Origin of the sequence: Actinomadura parmotrematis, from assembly GCF_019458805.1 — a bacterium.
GTDB lineage: Bacteria > Actinomycetota > Actinomycetes > Streptosporangiales > Streptosporangiaceae > Spirillospora > Spirillospora parmotrematis.
Window position 1 is genome coordinate 69,456 of record NZ_JAIBOA010000005.1, and the last position, 24,405, is coordinate 93,860.

The window sequence follows — 24,405 nt, forward strand, 5'->3', positions numbered from 1 at the left end:
GGTGGCGGCGCTGGTGGCGCTGGTGGTGTACTTCGCGGCGGTCGGGCTGGACAAGGCGGACAAGCTGGGCAGCGTGATCGGGGTGCTGATCGCGGTGGTCGGCCTCGCGCTCGCCGCCTATGGGTTGCTGACCCCGCAGCCCCCGGATTCGGCTGCAGCGGGGCGCCGGGTCCGGCAGGAGGCCGAGGCCACCAAGGAGGGCGAGATCATGCAGATCGGTGGCAGCCAGGGCAGGCCGTCGGGGCGACGTCGGGGGCGGGCCGGCGGTGAGGTGGAGCAGCGGGCGCGCGCTCGCAAATCCAAGGTCACCCAGATCGGCGGGGATCAGGAAGGCGAGGGCCGGGAGCCGCGGGAGACCCCGTGACCGGGCGGTTCGGCGGTCCGCCGCCCGGCGACCGTGACCCGCGCCAAGTGGATCAGCGGACCCGAGTGGATCAGCGGGCCGATGCCCGCAAGGGCGGCCGCGTCACCCAGGTCGCCGGCGACCAGTTTCTGGGTGGTCATCACGTCCACCATCATCTCCGGCTGGCGGCTGCGGCGCCGCGGGTGGTGTCGCTGCCGGCGGCTCCGCCGCACCTGGTGGGCCGCCAGGACCGTGTCGGGGAGCTGCTGGAGCTGCTGGCGCCCGGCCCTCCACCAGGTAGCGGGCCGGCCAGGCCGGCAGAAGCCGGTTCGGAGGTGGTCGTGACGGCGGTGCAGGGGCCGGGGGGCATCGGCAAGACCGCACTGGCGTTGGAGGCCGCGCATCAGGCCGTCGAGCAGGGCTGGTTCGGCGGTGGTGCGCTGTTCGTGGACATGGCCGGGTACGATCCGGCCGGCCCGGTGTCGGCCGGGCAGGCGGTCGGGGTGCTGCTGCGCGCGCTCGGCGTCGCCGATGACCACCTGGCGGCGACGCCGGCTGAGCAGGTGGACCAGTATCGGGCCGAGCTGGCCCGCCGCGGGCAGGATGGGCAGCGGGTGCTGATCCTGGCCGACAGCGCCGCATCGGCGGACCAGGTCGCGGCGCTGGTGCCGGGCGGGCGGCAGCACCGGCTGCTGGTCACCTCCCGCGACACCCTGGCCGACCCCGCCCTGCCCGGGGCCCGCCTGATCGAGCTGGACGAACTCGCCGCGCCCGCCGCGGCCCAGCTGATCACCACGGCTCTGCGGCTGGCCCGCGGCGACGACCCGCGCCCGGCTGCCGACCCGCCGGCGGTCGACCGGCTGGCGGAGCTGTGCGGGCGGTTGCCGCTGGCGCTGGGGATCGTCGCCGCGATCCTGATCGGCGACCCCGGGCAACCGGTCGGCGTCCTGGTGGACCACCTGGCCGACGAACGCACCCGGCTGGACCGGGTACGCCTGCCCGGCAACGACGGCTCCACGGGGTCGGCGCCGGTCCGGGCGGCGTTCGCCCTGTCCCACCGGCGGTTGACCGCGCCCCAGCAGCAGATGTTCGCGCTGCTGGGCCTCAATCCCGGCCCGCACGTGAGCACCGAGGCCGCCGTCGCCCTCGCCGATCGGCCCGCCGATCACGTGCGGCCGCTGCTGGCCGCACTGGCCCGCGCGGGACTGCTGACCGAAGCCCCGGCCGGATCCGGCACCTGGCGGATGCACGATCTGATCAAGCTCTACGCCACCGAACTGCCCCTGCAGATCGGCGGCAGCGACGCCGAGCACACCACCACTGCCGACGGTGACGACGACGGTGACGACGGCGGCCGCGACGCCGAGCCCGGCGGCACCGGCCCCCAGAAGCCCGCCGCGGTGCACAGGCTGCTACGGCACTACCTGAAGCTCGCCGATGCTGCCGACGATCATCTGCGCGCGCTGCCCGGCAGCCCCGTCCCCGACCGATTCACCGGCCGCCGAGATGCCCTGGCCTGGCTGGACGCCGAACGCCCCAACCTGATCGCCGCCGTCGCCCTGTGCACCACCGCCCACCCCGACCTCACCGCCCCTCTGGCCGGATGCTTGAACCGGTACCTGCACTGGCGCCGCCACTTCGACGACGCCCTCACCACCGGTCGGCACGCCCTCACCACCACACGCGAGTTGGGCGACCGGCACGGCGAAGGGCAGGCGCTAGGCAACCTGGGGATCGCGCTGCGGGAGGTGCGGCGGTTCGATGAGGCGATCACCGCCCACACCGACGCCGCCGCCATCTGCCGCGAGCTCGGCGACCGGCACGGCGAAGGGCAGGCGCTGAACAACCTGGGGAACGCGCTGCGGGAGGTGCGGCGGTTCGATGGGGCGATCACCGCCCACACCGACGCCGCCGCCATCTTCCGCGAGCTCGGCGACCGGCACGGCGAAGGGCAGGCGCTAGGCAACCTGGGGATCGCGCTGCGGGAGGTGCGGCGGTTCGATGGGGCGATCACCGCCCACACCGACGCCGCCGCCATCTTCCGCGAGCTCGGCGACCGGCACGGCGAAGGGCAGGCGCTGAACAACCTGGGGATCGCGCTGAAGGAGGTGCGGCGGTTCGATGAGGCGATCACCGCCCACACCGACGCCGCCGCCATCTTCCGCGAGCTCGGCGACCGGCACGGCGAAGGGCAGGCGCTGAACAACCTGGGCAACGCGCTGCGGGAGGTGCGGCGGTTCGATGGGGCGATCACCGCCCACACCGACGCCGCCGCCATCTTCCGCGAGCTCGGCGACCGGCACGGCGAAGGGCAGGCGCTAGGCAACCTGGGGATCGCGCTGCGGGAGGTGCGGCGGTTCGATGGGGCGATCACCGCCCACACCGACGCCGCCGCCATCTGCCGCGAGCTCGGCGACCGGCACGGCGAAGGGCAGGCGCTGAACAACCTGGGGATCGCGCTGCGGGAGGTGCGGCGGTTCGATGAGGCGATCACCGCCCACACTCAAGACCTGGACATCTGCCGCGAGCTCGGCGACCGGCACGGCGAAGGGCAGGCGCTGAACAACCTGGGGATCGCGCTGGAGGAGGTGCGGCGGTTCGATGAGGCGATCACCGCCCACACCGACGCCGCCGCCATCTTCCGCGAGCTCGGCGACCGGCACGGCGAAGGGGCGGTGCTGAACAACCTGGGGATCGCGCTGCGGGAGGTGCGGCGGTTCGATGAGGCGATCACCGCCCACACTCAAGACCTGGACATCTGCCGCGAGCTCGGCGACCGGCACGGCGAAAACATCGCGCTGAACAATCTGCGCATAGCCAAGCGGTCCAAGCGACGTTCCTGGTGGCGTATCGCCTTCCAACAGCGTCGCCGCTAACACGGTACGCCTCGCCGCCGTCGGCGCCCCGCGCGGGCCGCAGGTGGCGCCCGGAATCTGATCACGCAGCGTCACATTTTGCACGCGCTGTAACCGCACTCGGGTTCACGTCGGCGGTGCCCGGACGTTTGCACAGGTCAAAAGGGGGGGCGACCGGAATACGGGAGAAAGGGGCCGCCGGGACTTGACCTGGCGTCGCGATCCACCGACGCAGCCGGACTCCCCCGCGGACGCCCGCGGGGAGCCGAGCCTGGTCGTCTCCGGTGGTGCGGGCGTGCCAACGGCCAATCAACTGTGGGGGCGGAATGGGCCGAATCCGCCCCTGCGCCCGATCCAATCAGGAACCCGCACGCCACCTGCCGGAACGAGCCGCCGATCCAATCGGATCCGATCCCGAGTTCCGCCCCTCCTTTTCGCCCCCGCGATAGGGTGCTGAAGCCGCCGGGAACTCGCTCGGCCAACCTGGACGGGGCCACATGACGGACCGGATCTACCTGCGGCACTCCACCGACAAGCAGACCGACGCCCGCCAGCGGCACGCCCTGGCCGCGCTGATCGCCGCCGGCGCCCCTGCCTACGACGACCCCGCCACCTCCAGCCGCCAGCTGTCTCTGGACCGGGCGGGGTTCACCCGGCTGCTGGGCGAGGCCGCCGTCGGCGACACCATCCGCATCGCCGACGCCGCCCGCCTGTTCCGCTCAGTCGCCGATATCCTCGCCCTGCGCCCGGTCCTGATCCGGCGCGGCCTGCACCTGCGGGTGGAATCGGGACTGCTGTCGGGGATCGACCTGGCCGCCGACGACCCCGGCACCAAGATGATGGTCTCGGTCCTAGCGGCCGTGCTGGAGTTCCAGCGCGACATGATCTCAGAGAACACCCGCCAAGGCGTCGCCGCCGCCGAGGCCTCCGGCAAGACCCTCGGCCGCCCCACTGCCCTCGACGACGGCACGGCCGCCGACATCGTCACCGCCTACCAGGAGGGCACGGCGGTCAAGGCGCTGGCCCGCCAGCACCACGTCGCGCCCAAGACCATCCGCCGCATCCTGGACGCCGCCGGAGCCCGCCAGCTCCCCGCCGACCTGGCCACTGAGCTGGACGCGCTGCCTGTTCCCGCCGAGCCGCCCGGCCCGACCGCAAACACCCCGGTGACGCTCGACCTGCCCGGCCTGCTCGCCGACCACCTGCGGGCCGTCGGTGATGACGCCATCCGCTTCGCGGTCATCGGGGGGCGGATCATCCGCCGTGGCAAGGGCTACTCCATCCGCCTCACCGTGCCGCTGCACCTCCACCAGGCCGCGCTGCAGCAGAGCGCGGCCCTGGCCGCCGAGGGCGCCGGATCGGCCGAACGCAAGGCCTACCGGGTGTACGCAACCCGCGTCACCACCGCCCAGCAGCCACGATCAGGACGCTGACCCACCCGCATCAGAATGCTGGACGGCGGCAACCCGCCCTCTCCCGGCCCGCTACCGCCGTTGACCGTTCGGTTGCTGCTCACGACCGTCACGTCGAACTACTGCCGGGCGGTTCGGAGGGCAGCGCTCGGATCAGGGCTTTGACGTCTTCCCTGTCCATGATCAGCTGGATTTCGGACAGGGAAAGGCGGACCTTCTGCAGGTACCGGAAGCTGTCCAGAACATCCCCTTCGTCGCTGGCGAGGGCGTTCCACGCGCGTGTGCAGCAGGAGCTGGCGTACATCGCCTTGGTCAGGGCGTAGAAGGTGTACTTAACGGGATCGTGAAGCATCGTTCCGGTGATGCGTCGCGCGTCGTTTCCCAGCCGCCCGAGCTCGACCCACATCTGACTATCGTTGTTCACCTCCACCCAGATATTGATCATCGTTTGGTGTACCGCGTTCACTCTCGCCGGATACCACCCCAGGGCCGAGGACAGGTCGGGGTCCTGCGCGGCCTGGAGATCGTTCATCTCTTGGGCGAACTGGGCCGTGATCTGCTCGCAGACTCGATGCGCGTGATCGACAAGGTTGCGCATTGCGGCGAACCGGTCGGCATAGCTTTCATTGCTGATCTCTTCCAGGAACTCGTCCAGGTCCTCGGTCGGCTCCTCCCCTGAGGCCAGCCGAGCACCGAAGCGAGCAGCCAAGGATTCGAAACGGACGTCTTCGGCTCGTTCTTCGGCGGCTTCCTGATCGCGGCGCCGCTGGCCGTACTTGTTCTGGACAGCGCTTGCTTGCACTCCGCCGAGTACCTGGCCGATGGCCTCCCACGGCACATGGCGTTCACGGGCCTGCTCAACCAGGTCGCTGATCACGACCTCCAGAGCTTCCCGAAGTTTGTGAGCGGTGTGCAGAGCACCGATCTCCGGACCGAGAGCCTGAAGCTCCTGCAGGTGAGCCACCGGGGCCACGGTCGTTTTGAAGATCTGCGCCACCGCCTGCCGCACCTCGAAGATCTCCAATGAGTCAGCAAAAGCCCACTCATCTTGATCGCATTTGGCTTTGGGAGGGGACGTGCTGAACCAGCCTTCTGTGGTCATAGCGCTGATGCTAGGCGGCAGCGCGCGAAGCGGCATCGAAACCGAGAAGTCTTGAAGCATGCCGAGGTGGCTTTGTCAAGCGCGAGCGCTCCACGTGAAATGGATCCGCTCCACTCTCGAAAGTCGATCCTGTCTCGGGGTTTCTGCAACATGGGACTGGTCAGGACGGGCGACTCCCCTGCTCCAACAGGGGGCCGCCCCAGGTCCTGTCTTCGCACCGGTGTCGTGAGGCAGAAGGAGAACCACCCATGAGGCCACGAACCAAGCGGCGCCCACGCCAGGAGGAGGCCCCCCGGCCTGAGACTCCGAGCGCCCCTGGCGGCAGGACGCTGCTGCCGCTGCGCTCGCTCATCCTGCTGGTGCTGGCGGCCGATTGCGGCGTGCTGGGCTTTCACCACCCCGCAATGACGACCGCGATCGGCGCTTCGGTCGTCATGCTCGTCGCGCTGAACAACCTCGTCGAGTGACACCGCAGACCTAGCCCACAGCGCGCAAGGAAGCAAGCTTGCTTCCTTGCGCGCTTCTGCGCCCAGGGCCCCACTCCCGCCGCGACAACTTCAGACGGATTGGCACCAGGATTGAGGGTGGGCTTTGATCGTGAAGTGCGACCCGGCGCAGGCGTTCGTTACCCGCGACAGCGTCCCCGGGCAACGCCAGGGGCCTGCGAGCCCGCCGGGATGGAGTGAGGGGCTTTAGGTGCTCGGGGCGAACAGGACGCGGGGTTCGAGGTCGAGTCGGGTGGTGGGGGCCTGGCCGGGTGGGGTGAGGTCGAGGGTCCAGTTGCCGAAGCGGCGGATGGTGTGGGTGATGTAGGGCGAGATGGTGGCCAGGTCGTCGGTGTCAACGGGGTGGCCTTCGGCGGCGATGGCGTTGGCGGCGTCGGTGATGTCGCAGGCGTTGGAGTAGATGACGCAGTTGGCGATCAGCTCGTTGAACTTCACCACCTTCTCCTGGTGGTCGGGGTCGTTGTGGCCGATGAGCTTGCCGCCGAACATCAGCCAGCCGGCGAACCCGTGGAATGCCTCGGTGCGGTTGGTCACGGCGGTGATCTGGTCCCGTAGCTGCGGTTCGGACAGGTAGCGCAGCAGGGTGATGGTGCGGATCGCGCGGCCGAGCTCACGGAAGGCCCGGTACAGGCGGTTCTTGCGGGAGTGGTTGCCGAGCCGCCGCAGCAGCGTCACTGACGACAGCTTGTTCTCCCGGATGGAGATCGCGGTGCGCAGCAGGTCGGTCCAGTGGGTTTCGATCAGGTCCCAGTCGATTGTGTCGTCGCCGAACAGCGAGTCGATGTGCTGATACCGGGTGCCGGCGTCCGGGCGGTAGAAGATTAGGTCGTGCCAGTTGCGGATGCGGGGCAAAAGGTCGAAGCCCAGCAGCGCGCCGAGGCCGAAGACCGGCAGCGCCTGGCCTTGGGTGTCGGCGTGGATGGTGTCGGGCTGGATGTCGGAGGTGTTCTTCAGCAGCCCGTCGATGATGTAGACCGCCTCCCACACCCCGCACGGGATGAACCGGGAGAATAACGCGACGTAGGTGTTGGAGATGTGCCGGTAGGCGATCCCGCCGTATCCGCCGTACCGGATCGAGGTCTCGGCCAGCAGGTTGTTCTCCCAGGTGTCGATCTGCGAGCCGTCGGCCGCGACCGTCTTCCCGTCGCCCCACACGCTCGCCACATCCAGCTTGTTGAAGGCGTTCACCACGTCCACCGACGCTTTGTCGACCTTGGTGGCGTTGGCGTGCTTGTTGCCCAAGGACAGCTCGTGCACGCTGACCAGGCCGCGCATGTGTGCGGCGACCTGGGCTGGGCCGAGCAGGGTGCCGTGCGCGAACGCCGTCAGCACGTACCGGGCCATCGCGTCGCGGATCTTGGGGTCCGAGCCGGACGCGGGCCCGAAATGGCGATGCCATTTCAGCAGGTAGGCGGTGCGGGTGAGGATGTCCAGCAGCGCCCGCTGCGGCAGCCGGTCATGGATCGCGGCCTCCAGCGCCAGCGCCGAGGGCCGGCGTTCGGCGCCCTTGCGGCGGCGCAGCACCGGCCGCCCGCCCTCCAGCAGCAGATCGGTGTTGGCCGGGTACCCGGCGTCGACCGCCGCCGCGATCGCGGCGAGCTTGTCCCGGTAGTGTGCGGTCAGCGCCGCCGCGGTGGCCGGGATACCGGCCTGAGCGCAGAACGCCGGCACCAGCGGGCGGCACTCCTGCCACGACATCAGCTGGTCGTGCAGGTTGGCATAGGAGTCCGACCCCACCACGGCCAGGTCGCCTGAGCGCAGCTCGGCCGCCAGGTAGGAGAACACGCACACCTCCAGGTGGCGGCGCACCAGCATCCCGGGACGGCTGGAGTCGCGCAGGATCTTGCGCCACTGCCCAGAGGCGAACGCCTCCACCTCGATCCGCAGCCGCACCTGGGCCGACTCCCCGGCGGGGCCGGGCCGCTCCACCGTGATCTCCTCCGGCACGAACGCGGCCTTGGCACCGCGCAGCTCGCGCAGGAACTCCACCGCCTCCAGCACGCTGCGCTCGGCCGTGGTGGCCTCCAACTCGATCGCATCCACCAGGGTGAACAGCGCCGACCGGTGCGAGCGGTAATGCTGGTCCAACAGCGGCAGGTAGTTGTTGCCGTGATGCGCCGACACCGCCTCGTGCGCGCCGACCAGCGCCTCCAAGCCACCTGCTTGTTCCAGCGTCTTCAACACCATCCGCCCGGCCCGCTCGGCGACTTCCTGTGCCGTCGGCAACGCGACCGGCACCGGGTCAGACGCGACGGTGCCATCGCCCAGGCCCGTCGGGGCACCGGCCGGGGATGCGGCCTCCTGCACCACCGACAACACATCGCCGAACACCTCCAGCAGCCGCTCGGACTCAGCCCGGTGCGCCTCCCGCAATGCCTCCAGATGGTCACGGCCCCTCTTGTGGATCGCGGCGATTCGCTTGCAGAACATCGTCACCACGTCGTCGCGGACCCCGGTCGCGGCCGTGTGCACGAAACAGGCCAGCAACGTCAACCGCTTGTCCTCGCCGACCTTGCGCATGTCGGCGGCGTCGGTGACGTGCGCCTCCCCGGCGAAATGCCCAACCTTCCCCAGCGGCACGCCCTGCAGCCACACCCCGGTCGGACCGATCGCTTCGATGTCGGCCAGCAGCGCCAGCCGCTGCTTGAACTTGCTCAGCGACGCCGCCTTCGCCACGTCCTTCAACCGGTCGAACTCACTGCGCCGAGTCACCGGATCCACCACCAGCAACCGAGCCAGCCGGGAACGCGCACCCGCGTCCAGCCGTTCTGCCACCGTCTGGAAGAACCCGGTGTTGACCTCGGTACGGATCGAGGCGGCCATCGTGTCCAACGTGCTGTACCCCGGCAGCTCACACCGCTGCCGGACCAACTCCTCCAACGCCACGTTGATCAGATCGGCCGGGTCGTCCTTGGACTGCACCGCCCGCCGGATCGCCTCCTCGGCGACCTGCCGGACCTGGGGCGCGTCGTACACCACACCCAGCCGCTTGCGGACGAACTCACGATGCCGCTTGGCCGACCTGGCCGCCGCACGCTCCAACTCGACATCGTCGCCCAGGCCCAGCGCGCCGCGCACGTGCCCAACCACCGCCGCCGGAACATCCTCGACCTTCGGAAAGTACCCAAGCCGCTGGTAGGCCTTCAACCACACCATCAGCGCCAGCTGATGGTTCTCATCCTGAGTCCGGCCCCGCGCCCACTCGACCTCGGCCTCAGTCGGTGAGAACGCCTCCGCCAACTCCCGCGCCGACACCACCCTGGCAAACCCCGGATACGCCGTCCGATCGACCGAGGTCACCCGAAACCCCCAAGACCGCCACCAACACCACGACGGTCACCCTAATCAGCGACGCTCAGCCCACGGCCCCTTTCTCCCGTATTCCGGCCGCCCCCCCTCAGCGACCGCGCGAGCTACGTCACCGGCATGGCCCTCGGCGTCGACGGCGGCACGCACTGAACCCTTAGGCCGGCGGCTCCGGAGCCGGAACCGCCGCCTCGGCACGGGCGGCGAGCGCCGCTTCGGCACGCGCCGCGCGTTCGCGCTGCGCGTGAGAGTCGGCGCGGGACGCGGCCAGGTCGGCTTCCAGCCGATCGACCAGGGCGCGAGCAGCGGCCACATCGGTGCGCGAAGAAACGAGCGCCTCCCGAGTGGCGTCATGATCGCGCTGCGCGGACTCCAGACGGGCGGCGAGGTCATGGCCCCGCGCCTCGGCGGCGGCCCCCTGCTCGCGAGCCGCCGCAAGCGCGGCCTCCGTCGCCTCCGCCCGACTACGAGCCGCACGCGTCTCACCCTGCGAAGCGGCCAGCGCCTCGCGAGCGGCGGCCAGAGACTCCTGAGCCCGGCCGGCCTTGTCGCGCAGGGCGTCCAGTTGCGCCGCGAACTCCTGCTGAGCGGCCTGCGCGACCTGCCGGGACTCCTCGAGCGCTTGGCGCAGCTCGCGGGCTTCGGCGGTCTTGGCATCGCGGGCGTCCTCGGCGGTGGCCTGGGCCTGCTGGGCGGCCTCGCGCAGGAGCCGGTGCGCCTCGACGGCCTCGGCGGCGTCCGCCCGAGCCCGCTCGGCGGCCGCGGCGGCCCGAGCGGCCTGCCCCTCAGCCGCGACCTGGGCGTCCTCGGCGTCGGCCGCGGCGCGCACGGCCGCCGCGCGCGCCTGCTCGGCCGTGGCCGTCCGGGCGTCGGCGTCGGCGGCGAGCTGGCGTGCGGCGACCGTCTCGGCCTCGGCGTGCTGCACGCGCGCCAACGCCCCATCCTGCGCGGCGGCCAGGAACTCGCGTAGCTGCGCGAGCTGCTCCGCAAGTCCCTCCAACGGCAGAGCGGCGGCCAGCGCCTCGGCCCGAGCCAAGGGCTCGTCGACCGTCAGAGCATCGGCGGCACGCCGATCACGGCTCGCCTGATCGGCGTGGGCCTTGCTGCAGTACTTCGGCCGGCGCCCCCGCCCCTGCACCACCGGAAGCGGCAACACGCACCCCTCCAATGCGCACACACCAGCTCCCCCACCACCTTCATCCCCGCCGCTAGCCCCATCTCCAGCGCCCACTCCACCCTGCCGCACCGCACCAAGCTCCCCATCGACCATGCCCTCATCCTATCTTTCAACGCGTAGTAGCACGCGAAACTATCAACGCGCCACGCGAAAAGGTTAAATATCACTCCTCCGCGACACCGTGATAATGACCCTTATCCCGGTGTTAGCTCGAGCGAAGCCGTACGCGGTCGCAGCCGGTGTCCCCACTGCCGGTAGTGCCCCTTCCGGAGGTACGACCGCACCCTGCGGCTATGGGCAGGGCATCCGTGGCTTAGTAGGAGCCGGGCAGGTAGAAAAGTGGCCAGAGCGACGGTGGGGCCCGGGCGCAGCCTCGCCGAGGGCTGCCGAGGTCCTGGGCACGACGCCTGGTTCCGTCAGCTCGGCGCCGGCTGCCGAGCTGACGCTTGCCGACACCGCCACCACCGTGCGGCTCGCCATGCCGATGGTGCCTGACGTCTTCACCAGGTGCCCGCCGGACCTGGACGGGAAAGTACTTGGGCCGCACCCGCGTCGTCGCCACCTGCTGACACAGCCTGCGGCACATCATCCGCCGAAGGCGCCCGGACCTCCCGTCCGGGCGCCTTCGCGCCGGCCCCGGCGAAGCGTATGCCGCGCCCGAGAGGCCCCATTGAGCGGTAGTGCCTCAAGCATTCCCCTGTTTGAATGCCGGCGTGGCGTTGGACAAGGGGTGGCTCCTCGCGGAGCACGACCGCGGACTGCGAGGTCGCGTTCGGACGCCTCCGCTGTTCGGCACGGTCGTAGAACGGATCGGCTCGCTGAATCTCACGCACTACGGCACCCACTGCGTCGCCGACCACCGCCCGCTGACGGACCCGGCTTCGGTCGTACGAGGTGCAGGCGTCCGCAGCCGCGCATGTGGAGCCCGTGGAGTGGCGTGTGCTCCACCACGACGCGGCCGCGCCGCACCTTGACCGCCGCGCTCGACACCGTCGGCTTCGCGGCGGGTTGGGAGCGCAGCGTCCTGGTCGGGGAAGCCGCCGAACTCAGCCTCCCCGAGCCGGAGCTCGGTCCGGTGGGACGAATCGCAAGCGCAGCCGGCACTCGAACTCGCGGCCCGGACCGGCCCGCACCGGGTCCCCTTGGCGGCCCGGCGCGCCGTGCGCGCCGACTCGTACCGGGACGTCGAAATCCGTGCGTTGACCCATCGTGGAAGGGCCGTCGCGGCCTGCCCCGGCCATCGCTGCGGCGGTTCTGTCCGTCCAAGCCGTTCCTGGTCGCCGACGCCGACGGGAAGGTCCGCGACGCGCTGCTCGCGATTGAATTCCGTGAAGTCACGACCGCGCGATCCCACTTCTGGACTCCGCCGGGCGAACCCGCGGTGACTCCGCCTGCAAGGCACTCGCTCTATAGCGGCGAGAGCGAGCGGATCGGACGCCGCTGCGAAGCCCGTGTCGGCTTCGACTATGACAGCGGCAGAGGCCGCTATCGTGCGCCGGCCGACTCGCGCAGCTGGTTCCACGGCCTGCTCGGCGGTCACGACGACCCGACGATCGCGGCCGCCGAAGGCGTCATCGAACGCGGTCTGCGCGCCTGCGTCCGGCCTGGCGAATGGGTGTACGAGTACCGGCCCTACCTCGACGGATGGGAGTTCGACCCGCACCGCGTCGGCGGCCCCGGGCAGCCGTCCTGGCCGGGAAGCGCCATCGCCGGCGGCGAGTTCCAGTTCCTCGCCACGGCGGACGCACGCGTGGGCACGTTCGGCCACTATGTGGAACGAACTCTCGTCGTGTTCGGGGAAGACCTCGTCGTGCAGGTCGCGGACGACCTGGAGCGGCTGCTCGGCGACGGGACCTGGACCTTCGGCGCGTAGACCTCCGGCGGTCGGGCGCGGGGACGGGCCGCGGGTTCAGGTGGTCTTTCGGACGTGGGATGTCGTTGCGGAGAGGGGGCGGCCGTCCTGCCCGCGGGGGACCAGCTCGGGCACCGCTCCCCCGTTGTCGTCGAGCAGGACCGAGTGCGGCTCGTCGTCGGCGAAGGCGTGCCGCTCGCCCCACTGGCGCAGCGCCACGACGGTGGTGAACAGGTCCTGGCCGGCGTCGGTCAGCCGGTACACGTGCCGCTTGCCGCCGGGCGGGGTGCTCGTGGCGAGGACGCCGTGGTCCACGAGCCGGCGGAGCCTGTCGGTGAGGATGTTGCGGGCGATCCCGAGCCGCTCGCGGAAGTCGGTGAACGAGGACGCGCCGTCCATGGCGTCGCGGATGATCAGCAGGCTCCACCGGTCGCCCACCAGGTCGACGGTGCGCGCGACGGGGCACCTCGGGTCGGTCCATCCGCCCGCGGGTCCGGACACCACGTCCACCTGGACACCTCCATCAACGGTTGCGAAGTGAAACCAGTATGCCCTACGGTCGAATGGTTTCATATTGCTACCAATGGAGGTGGGCGGTGGCGACCGTCTCGGGACCGCAGCGGTGGGTGCCGGCAGTGGTGTGCGCGGTGGCGGTGTCCACGATCTACGCGATCCAGCCAGTGCTGGAGACCGCGGGCGCCGACCTGGGGCTCCGGCCGGAGTCCCTCGGCTGGCTGGTCGCGGCGGGGCAGGTCGGTTACTGCGCCGGCCTGGTGCTGCTGGTGCCGCTCGGCGACCTGCTCGACCGCCGCCGGCTCATCATCGGGCACCTGCTGCTGACCGGTGCGGGGGCCGGCGCGGCCGCCGCCGCGCCGAACGGGGCCTTCGCCATCGCCGGGCTGGCGGTCGCGGGGCTGTTCGCGGTGGTCGTGCAGGTCACGGTCGCCTACGTCGCCGCCGTCTCGCCGGCGGGCGAGCGGGGCCGCAGCATCGGGGCGGTCACGTCGGGCGTGGTGATCGGCATCCTCGGGGTGCGCGTCCTCGCCGGCGTGCTCGGCGACACGCTCGGCTGGCGCGCCGTCTACGTCGTCCTCGCGCTGCTCTGCGCCGCGGCCGCCGTCGCGGTGCGGCTGGCCCTGCCGGCCGACGCGCGGCGGGCGGACGAGCGCTACATCCGGGTGCTCGCCTCGATGGCGAGGCTCGCGGTCGCCGACCGGCTGTTCCTGAGCCGCGGGCTGATCGCCTTCTTCCTCTTCGCGTCGTTCGGGACGCTGTGGAGCGGGCTCGCGCTCGTGCTCGGCGCCCGGCCCTGGGAACTGGGCGGGACCGAGACCGGCCTCTTCGGGCTGGTCGGCCTCGCCGGGGCACTCGGCGCCGCCCGCGCGGGCCGGTGGGCCGACGCCGGCCGCGCGCAGGCGGTCAGCGGCTGGTCGCTCGCGCTGCTCGCCGCGTCCTGGCCGCTCATCTCCCGGACCGGGACGACGCTGTGGCCGCTGATCGTCGGGATCGTCCTGCTCGACTTCGCCGTCCAGGCCGTCCACGTCAGCAGCCAGCACCTTCTCACCACGGCCCATCCGGACAGGGCCGGCGCGGTCATCGGCGCCTACATGGCCTTCTACTCCCTGGGCTCCGCCACCGGCGCGATCACCACGGCCTGGGCCTACGCCGCCCGGGGCTGGACGGCGTCGAGCCTGCTCGGCGCCCTCTACGCCCTGGCGGGGCTGGCGGTGTGGGCGCTCGGCCGAACGGCCGGCGGCCGTCGGGAGCAAAGGCGGCGGACGCGTGAACTCGAGCGCGCCGGGTGAGGGCGTTCCCCCGGGATGCGCCACTATGAAAGCGACCGCCCGTCATCGATCGCCGCCGGAGGCACCGTCCTGAACCCGCCCGATGACCCCGTGCTCCACGGAGCGGTGGTCGCCTCGGCGTCCGCGCCGCCGGCGGCCCCGGTTCCCGCGCCCTCGGCCCTTCCCGGCATCGGGCGGAACCCTGCCGGCGACGCGTTCGCCGAGGCCGTCGCGCTCCTTCCGGCGCTGCCCGCCGACGCCCCCGGCGACCGGTACGGGCTGCGGACGGTGACGGCCGCGTGGCTGCGCAGCCAGAACAGCGAGGCGACCCGCCGCGCCTACTACGGCGACCTGGCCGGATGGCTGGACTTCTGCGCGCGGACCCGGCTGGAGCCGCTGGCCGCCCGCCGCTCCGACCTCGACGACTGGACGGTCACGATGACCTCGCTGATCCGTTCCGGCGGGTCCCGCCCGGCGAGCGCGGCGACCAAGGCCCGCCGGCTGGCGGCCGTGTCGTCCTGGTACACCTACCTGCAGTCCAACGAGGTCACCGACCGCAATCCCGCCCTGCTGGTCAAACGACCGTCGGCGGCGGAGGTCCGCGCGTCCGCGCGCCGGGCGCCCACCCTGAGCGTCACCGAGACCGCGGCCCTGCTGGACGCCGCCGAGCGCAGGGCCCGTGAGCGGGACACCGAGGCGGCGTGGCGGGACGCCGCGACGATCGCGCTGCTGTTCTACACGGCGCTGCGCGTGTCGGCGATCACCGGCGCCGACATCGCCGACCTGACCGTCGAGGCCGGGTACCGGATCCTGTGGTACCGGGCCAAGGGCAAGGGCCCCGACGGGCGCGACTACGTGCGGCTGGACGGCGAGCTCACCCGCGTCCTGGACCTGTACCTCCAGGTCCGTGCGCGGCGTTCGGCCGGCGGCGCGTGCCCGCCGGGCCCGCTGCTGGTCACCACCCCGCATCCGCGCGACCCGTCCCGGCCCGGCGGCAAACGCCTCACCCAGCGCGACGTCACCAACGTCCTGCGCCGGCAGGCCGCGGCGATCGGACTGCCCGCGGCCGACACCCTCAGCCCGCACAGCGGGCGCCGCACCGTGATCACCACCCTGCTGGGCAACGACGTCCCCCTGGCCAAGGTCCAGGACCTGGCCGGGCACGCCGACCCTCGCACCACGCGCCGCTACGACGACACCAACCACAAGCTCGCGACCTCGCCCGTCACCGACCTCACCCGCATCCTGGCCCGCCACCGCACCCAGCAGTGACCACGACCCCGCAGCGCGGCCGCTGCTCGTCATGGTCGCCGCCGCCTGCGCGCCGTATCGTGGTGAGCGTGACGCCGGGCGGAGCCCGTTGCGCGCGCCGCCCGCGACAGAGGGAGACCCTGGGCCGCGTGCGTGCCGCCGTCCGGCGGAACCCCGAGGTTGGAAAGGGGGTGAGCCGTATGACCGGAACCCTCCTGAACGCCGCTGACGAGATCGACGTCGTCGTCGTGTCCGTCACGCCGTTCGCGCTTCTCGTCGAGACCGAGTCCGGTGTGCCAGGGCTCGTCCGCGGCGGCGGCGCCACGGCCGGCGCGACGGTCCGCGTGCGCGTGGTCGAGTACGACGCGACCGCGATGCGTTTCAGCGCGACGCTCATCGCCTGATCGGCGGCCGGAGCCGTCCTGCGCACGATCCCGTGCGGAGGACGGCTCCTCCGCTTCGCGCTGACGGATCCGTCGGCACGGTGAACCGCTCCTGCCCGAGAGGACCGGCCGGCGGGATGCTCTAGCGGGCTCGGGCGGCGGCGCGGTCCGCCGCGCGGGCACGGATGCCGGCTTCGGAGCAGAAGCCGAGGCCGGTGCGTTTCAGGCAGAGCAGCCCGAGGAGCCGGCCGTCCGGGTCGGTCACGGCGAGGCGGCGGCGACGCGCCGCGGTCATGGCCTGGCGGATGATGTCGAGGTCGGCGCCGGGCGGGACGGTGCGGCCGTGCAGGGTGCCCGCGCGGCGGGCCGCGTCGTGCGGCGGGCGGGCGTCGAGGTCGGGGCGCTCGACGACCGCGACCAGGGTGGCCGCCGGGGCGGCGCCGTCCACGATGAGGACGGCGTGGACGTGCTCGTTGGCGAGCGCCGCGCGGGCCTCGGCGACGGTCGTCGCCGGGCCGTGCACCTTGGGCGAGCGGATCATGGCGTCGGCCACGGTCGCCGCGGGCGGTGCGGGCCGGTGCGCGTCGCTCGTGCCGTCCGTCATGCCGTCCATCGTCGCAGGCGTCCGGGGCACGGGCCGATAGGGCCTCGCACATAGCCGCGAGAATGGCATTCTGTTATCGTGAGACGTGCATTCTCATCTGTGGGAGGCCGTGTGTGGGACTTCAGTACCGACCCTGATTTCCAGGGGAAACTCGACTGGGCCGACCGGTTCGTGCGGGCGGAGATCGAGCCGATCGACCTGCTCTCCCCCGGCACCGCCGACCCTTACCGGCGGGACGGCGCGGTGTACCGCGAGATCGTGCGGCCGCTGCAGGAGCAGGTCAGGGAGCAGGGGCTGTGGGCCGCGCACCTGCCGCCGTCGCTCGGCGGCATGGGGATGGGGCAGGTCCGGCTGGCGCTGCTGAACGAGATCCTCGGCCGGTCGATGTGGGCGCCCATGGTGTTCGGGACGCAGGCCCCCGACTCGGGCAACGCCGAGATCTTGGCGCACTACGGCACCGAGGCGCAGCGCCGCGAGTTCCTGGAGCCGCTGCTCGACGGCCGGATCGTCTCGACGTTCGCGATGACCGAGCCGACCGGCGGCGCCGACCCCGGCGGGTTCACCTGCCGGGCCGTCCAGGAGGACGGCGGGTGGGTGCTCGACGGGGAGAAGTGGTTCGCCTCCAACTACCCGCACGCCGCCTTCGTCATCGCGATGGCGATCACCGACCCGGACGTGCCGGTCCACCGCGGCTCGTCGATGTTCATCGTGCCGAAGGGCACCCCCGGCATGGAGATGATGCGCGCCACCGGCCTCGCCGGCGAGCCGGTCGGCGAGGGCGTGCACGGCTACCTGCGGTTCACCGGCTGCCGCGTGCCCGCCGAGAACCTGCTCGGCGAGCCGGGCACCGGCTTCGTCATCGCGCAGACGCGCCTCGGCGGCGGGCGCCTGCACCACGCGATGCGCGCCGTCGGGCAGTGCCGGCGGGCGCTGGAGATGATGACCGAGCGCATCGCCTCGCGCCGGACGCGGGGCGGCCCGCTCGCCGACCAGCAGGCGGTACGGCAGTCGCTCGCCGACGTCTGGATCCGCCTCGAGCAGTTCCGGCTGCAGGTGCTGCACGCCGCGTGGCAGGCCGACCGGGCCGCCGAGACCGGCGGGCGCGACGAGGCGCGGGCGGCGCGGCTGCACATCTCGGCGGTGAAGGCCGCCACCCCGGCGACGCTGGTGGACGTCGTCTACCGGGCGGTGCACGCGCACGGCGCGCTCGGGGTGTCGAACGAGCTGCCGCTCGCGCGGATGTGGCAGGCCGGTCCCGTCCTCGGCATCGCCGACGGGCCGACCGAGTCCCACAAGGACGTCGTCGCCCGCATCCTGCTCCAGGACGCGGTGCCTGCCGACGACCGGCTGTTCGGTTCCGAGCACGTCCCCACCCGGCTGGAGGCCGCCCGCAAGAAGTACGCCGGGATCCTGCCCGCGCTGGAGGGGGACCGATGAACGCGCACGACCCGCTCGTCGACGTGGACCGGCTGAACGCCTGGATCCGGTCCGCCGGCGTCCCCGGCGACGGCGACGTCGTCGCGGTGGACGACCTGCCCGGCGGCGCGCAGAACCTGCTGTACGTCCTGCGCCGCGCCGACGGCACCGAGCTGGTGCTGCGCCGGCCCGGCCGGCACGCCGGACCGGAGGCCGCCACGTCTTTCCAGCGTGAGAGCCGCGCTCTCGCCGCTCTCGCCGGCACCGCCGTCCCGCACCCCCGCCTGCACGCGAGCTGCGCGGACCCCGAGGTGATCGGCGCGCCGTTCTCCGTCCTGGAGAAGATCGAGGGCTTCACCCCGAAAGGGCGGCTGCCGGGCACCTACGCGACCGACCCGCAGTGGCGGCGGTCGATGGCGCTGGAGCTGGTCGACGGCGCGGCGACGCTGGCGTCGGTCGACCCGGTGAAGGCCGGGCTCGGCGACCCGTCCCGGCTGGAGGGCTGGCCGGAGCGGCAGGTCTCCCGTTACCGGGCGATGCTGGAGGGGTACCGGGAGTCCGCCGAGTACCGCGCGGCCGAGGCGCCGGGTGTGGACGGCGTCGCCGCCTGGCTGGGCGAGCACCGGCCCGCCGCCGCCACCGCCGGCATCGTGCACGGCGACCTGCAGTTCGCCAACGTGATGTTCGAGCACGGCGCGCCGCGCCTGGCCGCGATCGTGGACTGGGAGATGGCGTCCCTCGGCGACCCGCTGCTCGACCTGGCCTGGATCCTCACCGCCTGGCGCGAGGACGGCGACCCGCCCGGCAGCGAGCCCTACCTGCGGCCCTGGGACGGCATCCCGGGCCGCGCCGAGCTCGTCGCCCGCTACGCCGAGCGGACCGGCCGGGACGTGTCGGGGTTCCGCTGGTTCCAGGTCCTGGCCTGCTTCCGGCTCGCGGCCCTGCTGGAGGGCACCTACGTCCGCGCGCTGAACGGCCGGATGGACCGCGCGACCGGCGAGGGCCTGCACGCCTACGCCCGCTGGCTGTGGGCCAAGGCGGCCCAGGAGATCGCCGGGGGCTGACGCCGCCCCCGGCGATCCCGCGGAGCGGCGCTCAGACGAGCCGCGGCGGGCGGAACGGCGCGCCCGCCCGGAACGTCTCGACGGCCTCGTCGCGGCGCCCGGACGCCGACGCCGCCTGCAGCGCCTCGGCCTTGAAGGCGCGGGCCGCGACGCTCAGCCGGTGCCGGAGCGCACCGTCGCGGTCCTCCGCACCGTCCGCGCCGCCGGGGGCGGGCCCGCCCCACATCCGCACTTCGGCGCGCCCGTCGCCGGCGGCCCGGTCCACCAGCTCCCGGACCCGGGCGTCGGTCTCGTACAGCGCCGCGCCGAGCGCGACGGCGTCCGGCCAGGGCGAGCGGACGGGCGCGTCCAGCGCGGCGTCGAGATCGACGGTGCGGGCGCCGAGGATGCGCAGCGGCCGCGGGTCGGCGCCGCCGGCGACGAGGACGGTGACGTCCCAGCCCGCCATCACGCGGTCGAACAGGTAGCCGCCCGCGGCGTGCACCGCGTCGGCCGGGTCGGGGGCGAGCACCAGCAGGCGGTGCCTCAGGGCGTGTCGGAGGGCGGAGCCAGCTGCCGCGTGAGGGACGCGGTGTACTCCGTGAACACCTCGGTCAGCGGAATCGAAGGATCGAGCAGCCATGATGTCTGTATCCCGGTGATGAAGGCGACGATCTCGACGGACTTGACGGTGGGATCCAGGTCGGTGCGGTACCGTCCGGCGCGCTGACCGCGCCGGATGCCCTCGGCGAGGGTCTCCACGGCGACCCAGTACCTGGTGCGGAAGCGGTCGTGCAGCGGTGCGCCCGGCTCGATGTTCTCCATCTGCAGCACGGAGAACAGCCCGACGAGCTCGGGCGCCTCGCGGTAACGCTCGGCCACCCTCTCCAGCTCCTCGACGATGTCGCCCATCCGGTCGGCGCGGGCCTCGTCGAACGCGTCGCGGGCGTCGAGCACCGCGTGCAGGAGCTGTTCCTTGGACTCGAAGTGGTGGAGCAGGCCGGCGGGGGTGACACCGGCCTCCCGTGCGATCTGCACGATCGTCGTGCCGCGCGACCCCTGACGGCTGAGCAGGCGCTGCGCCACGGCGAGGATCCGCTGCCTGCGGTCCTCGCCCTTGGCGAGCAGCGCCGCGTAGGGCCGTTGATCGGTCACCGGACTCCCTCCAACCAACCTACCGAACACACGCTAGGTCGGTTTCCGATATGTGACAAGGGTCACTTCCGATTAGGAAAGGGGCGTTCTCAGGTCAGGTGCGGCCGTGGGTCACGTGCCGGTCCAGACGGGCGGGCGGCGCTCGGCGAACGCGCGGGCGCCCTCGCGCGCGTCGGCGCTGGTGAACACCTCGTCGACCTCGGCGCGGCTCCCCCACCGGCGTTCGCGCATCAGCCGCTTGGTCATGGCGACGCCGAGCGGCCCGTTGGCGGCGATGCGCGCCGCCAGCGCGCACGCCTCCCCCAGCACCTCGCCGGGCGGGACGACGCGGTTGACCAGGCCCATGTCCAGGGCCCGCGCGGCGGTGACCCGGTCGCCCGTCAGCCCCATCTCCAGGGCGAGCGCCATCGGGATGCGCGCCGGCAGCGTCGTCCCTCCTCCGCTGGCGAACAGCCCGCGCCGCACCTCGGTCATCGCCAGCTCGGCGCCCTCGGCGGCGACGGCGAGGTCGCAGGCGAGGGCGAGCTCGAAGCCGCCGCCGAGGGCGTGGCCGTTGAGGGCGGCGACCACCGGCGTCGCGGTCCCCCGGTGGTAGAACCAGACCAGTCCCCTGATGTCGCCGCCGGCGGCGAACGCCTTCAGGTCCAGGCCGGCGCAGAACACCGTTCCGGCGCCGGTGAGGACGATCGCGCGGACGCCGGGGTCGGCGTCGGCGGCGCGCAGCGCCTCCGACAGCCCGCCCATGAGGGCGGGGTCGAGGGCGTTGCGCGCGGCGGGCCGGTCGAGGGTCAGCACCAGGACCGCGCCGTCCCGCTCGGCGCGGACGGGTCCGCTCACGAGGACGCTTTCACCGCGGCGAGCGCCCGGGAGCGGTAGGCGGCGAGCTTCTCCGAGGGCGCGATGACGCGGTGGCTGCGCGACTGGACCGACACGTCGTGCCCGGCGGCCCTGGCGCGCAGCGCGCCGACCGTCGCCTCCTCGCGCGGGACGTGCGCGAACGGGTCGAAGGAGTACCAGCGCATGGCGTTCTCGTGGGTCATCTTGCGGACGTCGTCGTCGGGGACGTCGTTGGCGTCCAGGACGGCGCTCAGCTCCTCGGGCGCGCCCGGCCACATCGAGTCGCTGTGGGGGTAGTCGGCCTCCCAGCAGATGTTGTCGATGCCGATGTCGTGGCGCAGCCGCACGCCGAGCGGGTCGCTGATGAAGCAGGTGAGGAAGTGCTCGCGGAACACCTCGCTCGGCAGCCGCCCGCCGAAGTCCTGCAGCGTCCAGGTGGCGTGCATCTCGAAGGTGCGGTCGACGCGCTCCAGGAAGTAGGGGATCCAGCCGGTGCCGCCCTCCGACAGGGCGATGCGGATCGCCGGGAACTCCTTGAGGACGCGCGACCAGAGCAGGTCGGCGGCCGCCGAGACGATGTTCATCGGCTGCAGGGTGATCATGACGTCGGGCGGGGAGTCCACGGCCGGCACCGCGAGCCGCCCCGACGACCCGATGTGGACGTTGAGGACGGTGCCGGTGTCGCAGAGGGCGCGCCACAGCGGGTCCCAGTGGTCGCTGTGGAAGCTCGGGTAGCCGAGCACGGCCGGATTCTCGGTGAAGGTCAGCGAGTGGCAGCCCTTGCCGGCGACGCGGCGGACCTCGTCGGCGCACAGCCGCGGGTCCCAGATGGCGGGCAGCGCCATCGGGATGAACCGGCCCGGGTGGGCGGCGCACCACTCGTCGATGTGCCAGTCGTTGTAGGCGCGGACGAGGGCGAGCGAGAAGTCGGGGTCCTCGGTGGCGAACAGCCGGGCCGAGAAGCCGGGGAACGACGGGAAGTTCATCGAGGCGAGGATGCCGCCGGCGTCCATGTCCTTGACGCGCTCGTGCACGTCGTAGCAGCCGGGGCGGATCTCGTCGAGGCCCTGCGGCTCCAGGCCGTACTCCTCCTTGGGGCGGCCCGCCACGGCGTTGAGGGCGGCGTTGGGGATGACGGTGTCGCGGAACTTCCACACGTCGCTGCCGTCGTCGCGGTGGACGAGCTGCGGCGCGTCGGCGCGGTACCGCTCCGGCAGGTGGTTCACGAACATGTCGGGCGGCTCGATGATGTGGTCGTCGACGCTGATGAGGATGAGGTCGTCGCGGTGCATGACGGGTGCCCTTCGGATGGGGGGGCGGGTGTCAGTCGGAGGCGGGCAGCGGCTTGGCCGCCTTGACGGTCAGGGGGACGCCGTCGCTGGTGAGCTCGCCCGCCCCGGAGGCGGTACAGAGCAGTTCGAGCGTCCCGGCGCCGTCCACGTAGCGCTTGCCGATGAGCGTGGCGGCGCCCGCGTCCCCGTCCTGGCCGGGCGCGGGGCGCACGGCGGGGGCGGGGACCATCGGGCTGCCGCCGCAGGCGATCTCCGGTGCGGTCCCGGCGGGGACGCGCACGACGACCACCCTGGTCGTGCAGACGGCGCTGGCGAGCTGGTCACCCGGCCGCGGTGTCGTTGCCGGTGGGGTCATGGCCGGCGTCTCCTTCCCTGATGCGGTCGGCGAACTGGGCGAGGTCGTAGGAGCGGCGGGCCATCCAGAAGCGCAGGAACCCCGTCAGCGAGTAGCGCAGGAACAGCGCGGACCCGACGACGCTCGCGGTGACGCCGCCGAGGCCGAGCGCGAGGGCGTCGCGCTGCACGAGCGCGTCGCGGGTGCCGTGCGAGACCAGGTAGGCGGCGACCGCGAGGACCGGCCCGAGCGCCATGAGCGCCCCGCCGAGGCGGAGCCAGAGCGCCGACCGGGCGGCCGCCGGGTCGGGGATCTTCAGGTCGGCGAGCTCGCGGGCGAACCGCTCGGCGCGCGTCTCGGCGCGCGGCTCGGCGGCCCGCTCCGGCGCCGCGTCGGTCTGTGTCATCGGGGACTCCCCAGGTAGAGGGCGGACAGCTCGGCGCGCAGGCCGTCGTCGGGGCGGCCCCGCCAGGCGACCCGGCCGCGGACGAGGACGGCGGCGCGGTCGGCGACGCCGAGGACGGCGGCGGCGAACTGCTCGACCACGAGCACCGCCACCCCCTGCCGGGCGATCTCGGCGACCTGCTCGTAGAGCCGCGCGACGACGAGCGGGGCGAGCCCCATGGACAGCTCGTCGAGCAGCAGGACGGCGGGGTCGGTGGCGAGGCCGCGGGCGAGCGCGAGCATCTGCTGCTCGCCGCCCGACAGCGTCCCGGCGTGCCGGGCGGCGCAGCGGGCGAGGACGGGGAAGCGGGCGAACGCCGCCTCCTCGATCTCCTCGCGGGTGCGGCCGGTGCGCGTCATCATCAGCAGGTTGTCGCGCACCGTCAGGTTGGGGAACACGCCGCGGCCCTCGGGGATCAGGCGGACGCCCGCGCGGGCGAGAGCGCGCGGGTCGGCGCCCGTCGCGTCGCGGCCGCCGAGCAGGACACGTCCCCCCGAGGCGGGGTGGACGCCCGCGGCGACCCGCAGCGTCGTCGTCTTGCCCGCTCCGTTCGGGCCGAGCAGGGCGGTGACGCGCCCGGCGGCGGCGGTGAGGTCCACGCCGTGCAGGACGGTGATCCCGTCGTGGGCGGCGCGCACCCCGCGCAGTTCGAGCACGTTCACGCGTCCCCCAGATAGGCGGCGAGGACGGCGGCGTCCCGCGAGACCTGCGCGGGCGTGCCGGCGGCGATGACCTTGCCGAGGTCGAGGACGTGGACCTCGTCGCACACGTCCATGACCAGGCCGGTGTCGTGCTCGACGAGCACGACCGCCGTGCCGTCGGCGGCGACCGAGCGGAGCAGCGCCGCGAACCGCTCGGTCTCGGGGCCGTCCTGCCCGGCGGCCGGCTCGTCCAGGAGCAGCAGGCGGGGCCGGACGGCGAGCGCCCGGCCCACCTCGACCAGCCGGGCCGCCCCCGTCGAGAGGGCGCCCGCCGGGCTGTCGGCGAGGTGCTCCAGGCCGAGCCTGTCGAGCAGCGCGGTGACGGCGCGGGCCGCGTGCCGGCGGTCGGGGCCGAGCTCGGCGGCGACGAGCAGGTTGTCGCGGACGCTGAGGCGGCCGAACAGCTCCAGCCGCTGGAAGGTGCGGGCCAGCCCGTGCCGGGCGCGGCGCGCGGGCCCGAGACGGGTGACGTCGCGCCCGTCCAGGGAGACGCGCCCCGCGGCGGGGCGGCGCAGGCCCGACACGACGTCGAACAGGGTGCTCTTGCCCGCGCCGTTCGGGCCGATCAGGCCGGTGATCCGGCCGGGGCCGGCTGTCAGGTCCACAC

At 72.8% G+C, this 24,405-nt stretch carries 23 protein-coding genes; 10 read left to right on the forward strand and 13 right to left on the reverse strand.

Annotated elements, in window-relative coordinates; translation table 11 throughout:
* The first annotated feature begins 13 nt into the window (after nucleotides 1–13).
* The 3 genes from K1Y72_RS09585 (at nucleotide 14) to K1Y72_RS09595 (ending at nucleotide 4,631) form a co-directional block, all read left to right on the forward strand.
* A complete protein-coding gene (locus tag K1Y72_RS09585; RefSeq protein ID WP_220165283.1) occupies nucleotides 14–364 on the forward strand; it encodes a hypothetical protein in 351 nt (116 codons plus the stop codon).
* The gene (locus K1Y72_RS37065; RefSeq protein ID WP_220165285.1) at nucleotides 361–3,219 is read left to right on the forward strand and encodes an ATP-binding protein; all 2,859 of its coding nucleotides are present in this window, start codon (nucleotides 361–363) and stop codon (nucleotides 3,217–3,219) included. The genes K1Y72_RS09585 and K1Y72_RS37065 overlap by 4 nt, the downstream gene beginning before the upstream one ends.
* 476 nt (nucleotides 3,220–3,695) lie before the next feature.
* The gene (locus tag K1Y72_RS09595) at nucleotides 3,696–4,631 is read left to right on the forward strand and encodes a recombinase family protein (protein WP_220165287.1); all 936 of its coding nucleotides are present in this window, start codon (nucleotides 3,696–3,698) and stop codon (nucleotides 4,629–4,631) included.
* 88 nt (nucleotides 4,632–4,719) lie between these two features.
* On the opposite strand, the gene K1Y72_RS09600 is transcribed toward K1Y72_RS09595, so the two are convergent.
* Nucleotides 4,720–5,712 carry a hypothetical protein gene (locus K1Y72_RS09600; RefSeq protein ID WP_220165289.1) on the reverse strand — a complete coding sequence of 331 codons (993 nt, stop codon included), beginning with the start codon at nucleotides 5,710–5,712 and terminating at the stop codon, nucleotides 4,720–4,722.
* 248 nt (nucleotides 5,713–5,960) lie between these two features.
* Here K1Y72_RS09600 and K1Y72_RS09605 point away from each other — a divergent pair, with 248 nt between their 5' ends.
* Complete coding sequence (locus K1Y72_RS09605) at nucleotides 5,961–6,179, forward strand: hypothetical protein (protein WP_220165291.1); 219 nt, start codon at nucleotides 5,961–5,963, stop codon at nucleotides 6,177–6,179.
* Nucleotides 6,180–6,404: 225 nt separating this feature from the next.
* On the opposite strand, the gene K1Y72_RS09610 is transcribed toward K1Y72_RS09605, so the two are convergent.
* Together K1Y72_RS09610 and K1Y72_RS09615 are read right to left on the reverse strand one after the other, a co-directional pair.
* Nucleotides 6,405–9,518, reverse strand: coding sequence for a Tn3 family transposase (locus K1Y72_RS09610; protein WP_220165293.1), 3,114 nt, complete (start codon nucleotides 9,516–9,518; stop codon nucleotides 6,405–6,407).
* Between the two features lie 163 nt (nucleotides 9,519–9,681).
* Nucleotides 9,682–10,680: a hypothetical protein gene (locus tag K1Y72_RS09615; RefSeq protein ID WP_220165295.1), complete on the reverse strand. Its 999-nt coding sequence runs from the start codon at nucleotides 10,678–10,680 to the stop codon at nucleotides 9,682–9,684.
* Between the two features lie 958 nt (nucleotides 10,681–11,638).
* Between K1Y72_RS09615 and K1Y72_RS09620 the strand changes: the two genes are divergently transcribed.
* The gene (locus K1Y72_RS09620) at nucleotides 11,639–12,574 is read left to right on the forward strand and encodes a DUF2716 domain-containing protein (protein WP_220165297.1); all 936 of its coding nucleotides are present in this window, start codon (nucleotides 11,639–11,641) and stop codon (nucleotides 12,572–12,574) included.
* Between the two features lie 36 nt (nucleotides 12,575–12,610).
* Here the strand turns inward: K1Y72_RS09620 and K1Y72_RS09625 are convergent, their stop codons facing one another.
* Nucleotides 12,611–13,063 (reverse strand): winged helix-turn-helix transcriptional regulator, encoded by a 453-nt coding sequence (locus K1Y72_RS09625; protein WP_308286980.1) that lies wholly within the window; start codon nucleotides 13,061–13,063, stop codon nucleotides 12,611–12,613.
* Between the two features lie 86 nt (nucleotides 13,064–13,149).
* Here K1Y72_RS09625 and K1Y72_RS09630 point away from each other — a divergent pair, with 86 nt between their 5' ends.
* From K1Y72_RS09630 to K1Y72_RS09640, 3 genes are all read left to right on the forward strand, one after another.
* On the forward strand, nucleotides 13,150–14,358 hold the full coding sequence (locus K1Y72_RS09630; protein ID WP_308286981.1) for an MFS transporter: 1,209 nt from the start codon (nucleotides 13,150–13,152) through the stop codon (nucleotides 14,356–14,358).
* A 90-nt stretch (nucleotides 14,359–14,448) separates the two neighbouring features.
* On the forward strand, nucleotides 14,449–15,609 hold the full coding sequence (locus tag K1Y72_RS09635; protein ID WP_220165303.1) for a tyrosine-type recombinase/integrase: 1,161 nt from the start codon (nucleotides 14,449–14,451) through the stop codon (nucleotides 15,607–15,609).
* 179 nt (nucleotides 15,610–15,788) lie between these two features.
* Nucleotides 15,789–15,992 carry a hypothetical protein gene (locus K1Y72_RS09640; protein ID WP_220165304.1) on the forward strand — a complete coding sequence of 68 codons (204 nt, stop codon included), beginning with the start codon at nucleotides 15,789–15,791 and terminating at the stop codon, nucleotides 15,990–15,992.
* 121 nt (nucleotides 15,993–16,113) lie between these two features.
* On the opposite strand, the gene K1Y72_RS09645 is transcribed toward K1Y72_RS09640, so the two are convergent.
* On the reverse strand, nucleotides 16,114–16,575 hold the full coding sequence (locus K1Y72_RS09645; protein ID WP_220165305.1) for a CBS domain-containing protein: 462 nt from the start codon (nucleotides 16,573–16,575) through the stop codon (nucleotides 16,114–16,116).
* 111 nt (nucleotides 16,576–16,686) lie between these two features.
* On the opposite strand from K1Y72_RS09645, the gene K1Y72_RS37070 reads away from it, so the two are divergent.
* Nucleotides 16,687–18,012, forward strand: a complete 1,326-nt coding sequence (locus K1Y72_RS37070; protein ID WP_220165306.1) for an acyl-CoA dehydrogenase family protein — start codon at nucleotides 16,687–16,689, stop codon at nucleotides 18,010–18,012.
* Nucleotides 18,009–19,055 carry a phosphotransferase family protein gene (locus K1Y72_RS09655; protein ID WP_220165307.1) on the forward strand — a complete coding sequence of 349 codons (1,047 nt, stop codon included), beginning with the start codon at nucleotides 18,009–18,011 and terminating at the stop codon, nucleotides 19,053–19,055. The genes K1Y72_RS37070 and K1Y72_RS09655 overlap by 4 nt, the downstream gene beginning before the upstream one ends.
* Before the next feature lie 31 nt (nucleotides 19,056–19,086).
* On the opposite strand, the gene K1Y72_RS09660 is transcribed toward K1Y72_RS09655, so the two are convergent.
* From K1Y72_RS09660 to K1Y72_RS09695, 8 genes are all read right to left on the reverse strand, one after another.
* A complete protein-coding gene (locus K1Y72_RS09660; protein ID WP_220165308.1) occupies nucleotides 19,087–19,566 on the reverse strand; it encodes a hypothetical protein in 480 nt (159 codons plus the stop codon).
* A gap of 14 nt (nucleotides 19,567–19,580) precedes the next feature.
* Nucleotides 19,581–20,189: a TetR/AcrR family transcriptional regulator gene (locus K1Y72_RS09665; RefSeq protein WP_220165309.1), complete on the reverse strand. Its 609-nt coding sequence runs from the start codon at nucleotides 20,187–20,189 to the stop codon at nucleotides 19,581–19,583.
* A 111-nt stretch (nucleotides 20,190–20,300) separates the two neighbouring features.
* The gene (locus tag K1Y72_RS09670; protein WP_220165310.1) at nucleotides 20,301–21,026 is read right to left on the reverse strand and encodes an enoyl-CoA hydratase-related protein; all 726 of its coding nucleotides are present in this window, start codon (nucleotides 21,024–21,026) and stop codon (nucleotides 20,301–20,303) included.
* The gene (locus K1Y72_RS09675) at nucleotides 21,023–22,318 is read right to left on the reverse strand and encodes an amidohydrolase family protein (protein ID WP_220165312.1); all 1,296 of its coding nucleotides are present in this window, start codon (nucleotides 22,316–22,318) and stop codon (nucleotides 21,023–21,025) included. The genes K1Y72_RS09670 and K1Y72_RS09675 overlap by 4 nt, the downstream gene beginning before the upstream one ends.
* Nucleotides 22,319–22,349: 31 nt before the next feature.
* Entirely contained in the window at nucleotides 22,350–22,673 is a 324-nt protein-coding gene (locus K1Y72_RS09680) for a hypothetical protein (protein WP_220165314.1), read from the reverse strand.
* Nucleotides 22,639–23,058 carry a hypothetical protein gene (locus tag K1Y72_RS09685; RefSeq protein ID WP_220165316.1) on the reverse strand — a complete coding sequence of 140 codons (420 nt, stop codon included), beginning with the start codon at nucleotides 23,056–23,058 and terminating at the stop codon, nucleotides 22,639–22,641. Before K1Y72_RS09685 ends, K1Y72_RS09680 begins: the two co-directional genes overlap by 35 nt.
* The gene (locus K1Y72_RS09690; protein ID WP_220165318.1) at nucleotides 23,055–23,759 is read right to left on the reverse strand and encodes an ABC transporter ATP-binding protein; all 705 of its coding nucleotides are present in this window, start codon (nucleotides 23,757–23,759) and stop codon (nucleotides 23,055–23,057) included. Before K1Y72_RS09690 ends, K1Y72_RS09685 begins: the two co-directional genes overlap by 4 nt.
* Nucleotides 23,756–24,403, reverse strand: coding sequence for an ABC transporter ATP-binding protein (locus tag K1Y72_RS09695; RefSeq protein WP_308286983.1), 648 nt, complete (start codon nucleotides 24,401–24,403; stop codon nucleotides 23,756–23,758). Before K1Y72_RS09695 ends, K1Y72_RS09690 begins: the two co-directional genes overlap by 4 nt.
* Between the last annotated feature and the right edge of the window lie 2 nt (nucleotides 24,404–24,405).

Excerpts from the sequence above, each read along its gene's own strand:
- K1Y72_RS09640 (WP_220165304.1), top strand. The coding sequence starts at position 15,789 with ATGACCGGAACCCTCCTGAACGCCGCTGACGAGATCGACGTCGTCGTC.
- K1Y72_RS09655 (WP_220165307.1), top strand. The coding sequence starts at position 18,009 with ATGAACGCGCACGACCCGCTCGTCGACGTGGACCGGCTGAACGCCTGG.
- K1Y72_RS09680 (WP_220165314.1), bottom strand. The coding sequence starts at position 22,673 with ATGACCCCACCGGCAACGACACCGCGGCCGGGTGACCAGCTCGCCAGC.
- K1Y72_RS09675 (WP_220165312.1), bottom strand. The coding sequence starts at position 22,318 with ATGCACCGCGACGACCTCATCCTCATCAGCGTCGACGACCACATCATC.
- K1Y72_RS09645 (WP_220165305.1), bottom strand. The coding sequence starts at position 16,575 with ATGACGGACGGCACGAGCGACGCGCACCGGCCCGCACCGCCCGCGGCG.
- K1Y72_RS09685 (WP_220165316.1), bottom strand. The coding sequence starts at position 23,058 with ATGACACAGACCGACGCGGCGCCGGAGCGGGCCGCCGAGCCGCGCGCC.
- K1Y72_RS09605 (WP_220165291.1), top strand. The coding sequence starts at position 5,961 with ATGAGGCCACGAACCAAGCGGCGCCCACGCCAGGAGGAGGCCCCCCGG.
- K1Y72_RS09595 (WP_220165287.1), top strand. The coding sequence starts at position 3,696 with ATGACGGACCGGATCTACCTGCGGCACTCCACCGACAAGCAGACCGAC.
- K1Y72_RS09600 (WP_220165289.1), bottom strand. The coding sequence starts at position 5,712 with ATGACCACAGAAGGCTGGTTCAGCACGTCCCCTCCCAAAGCCAAATGC.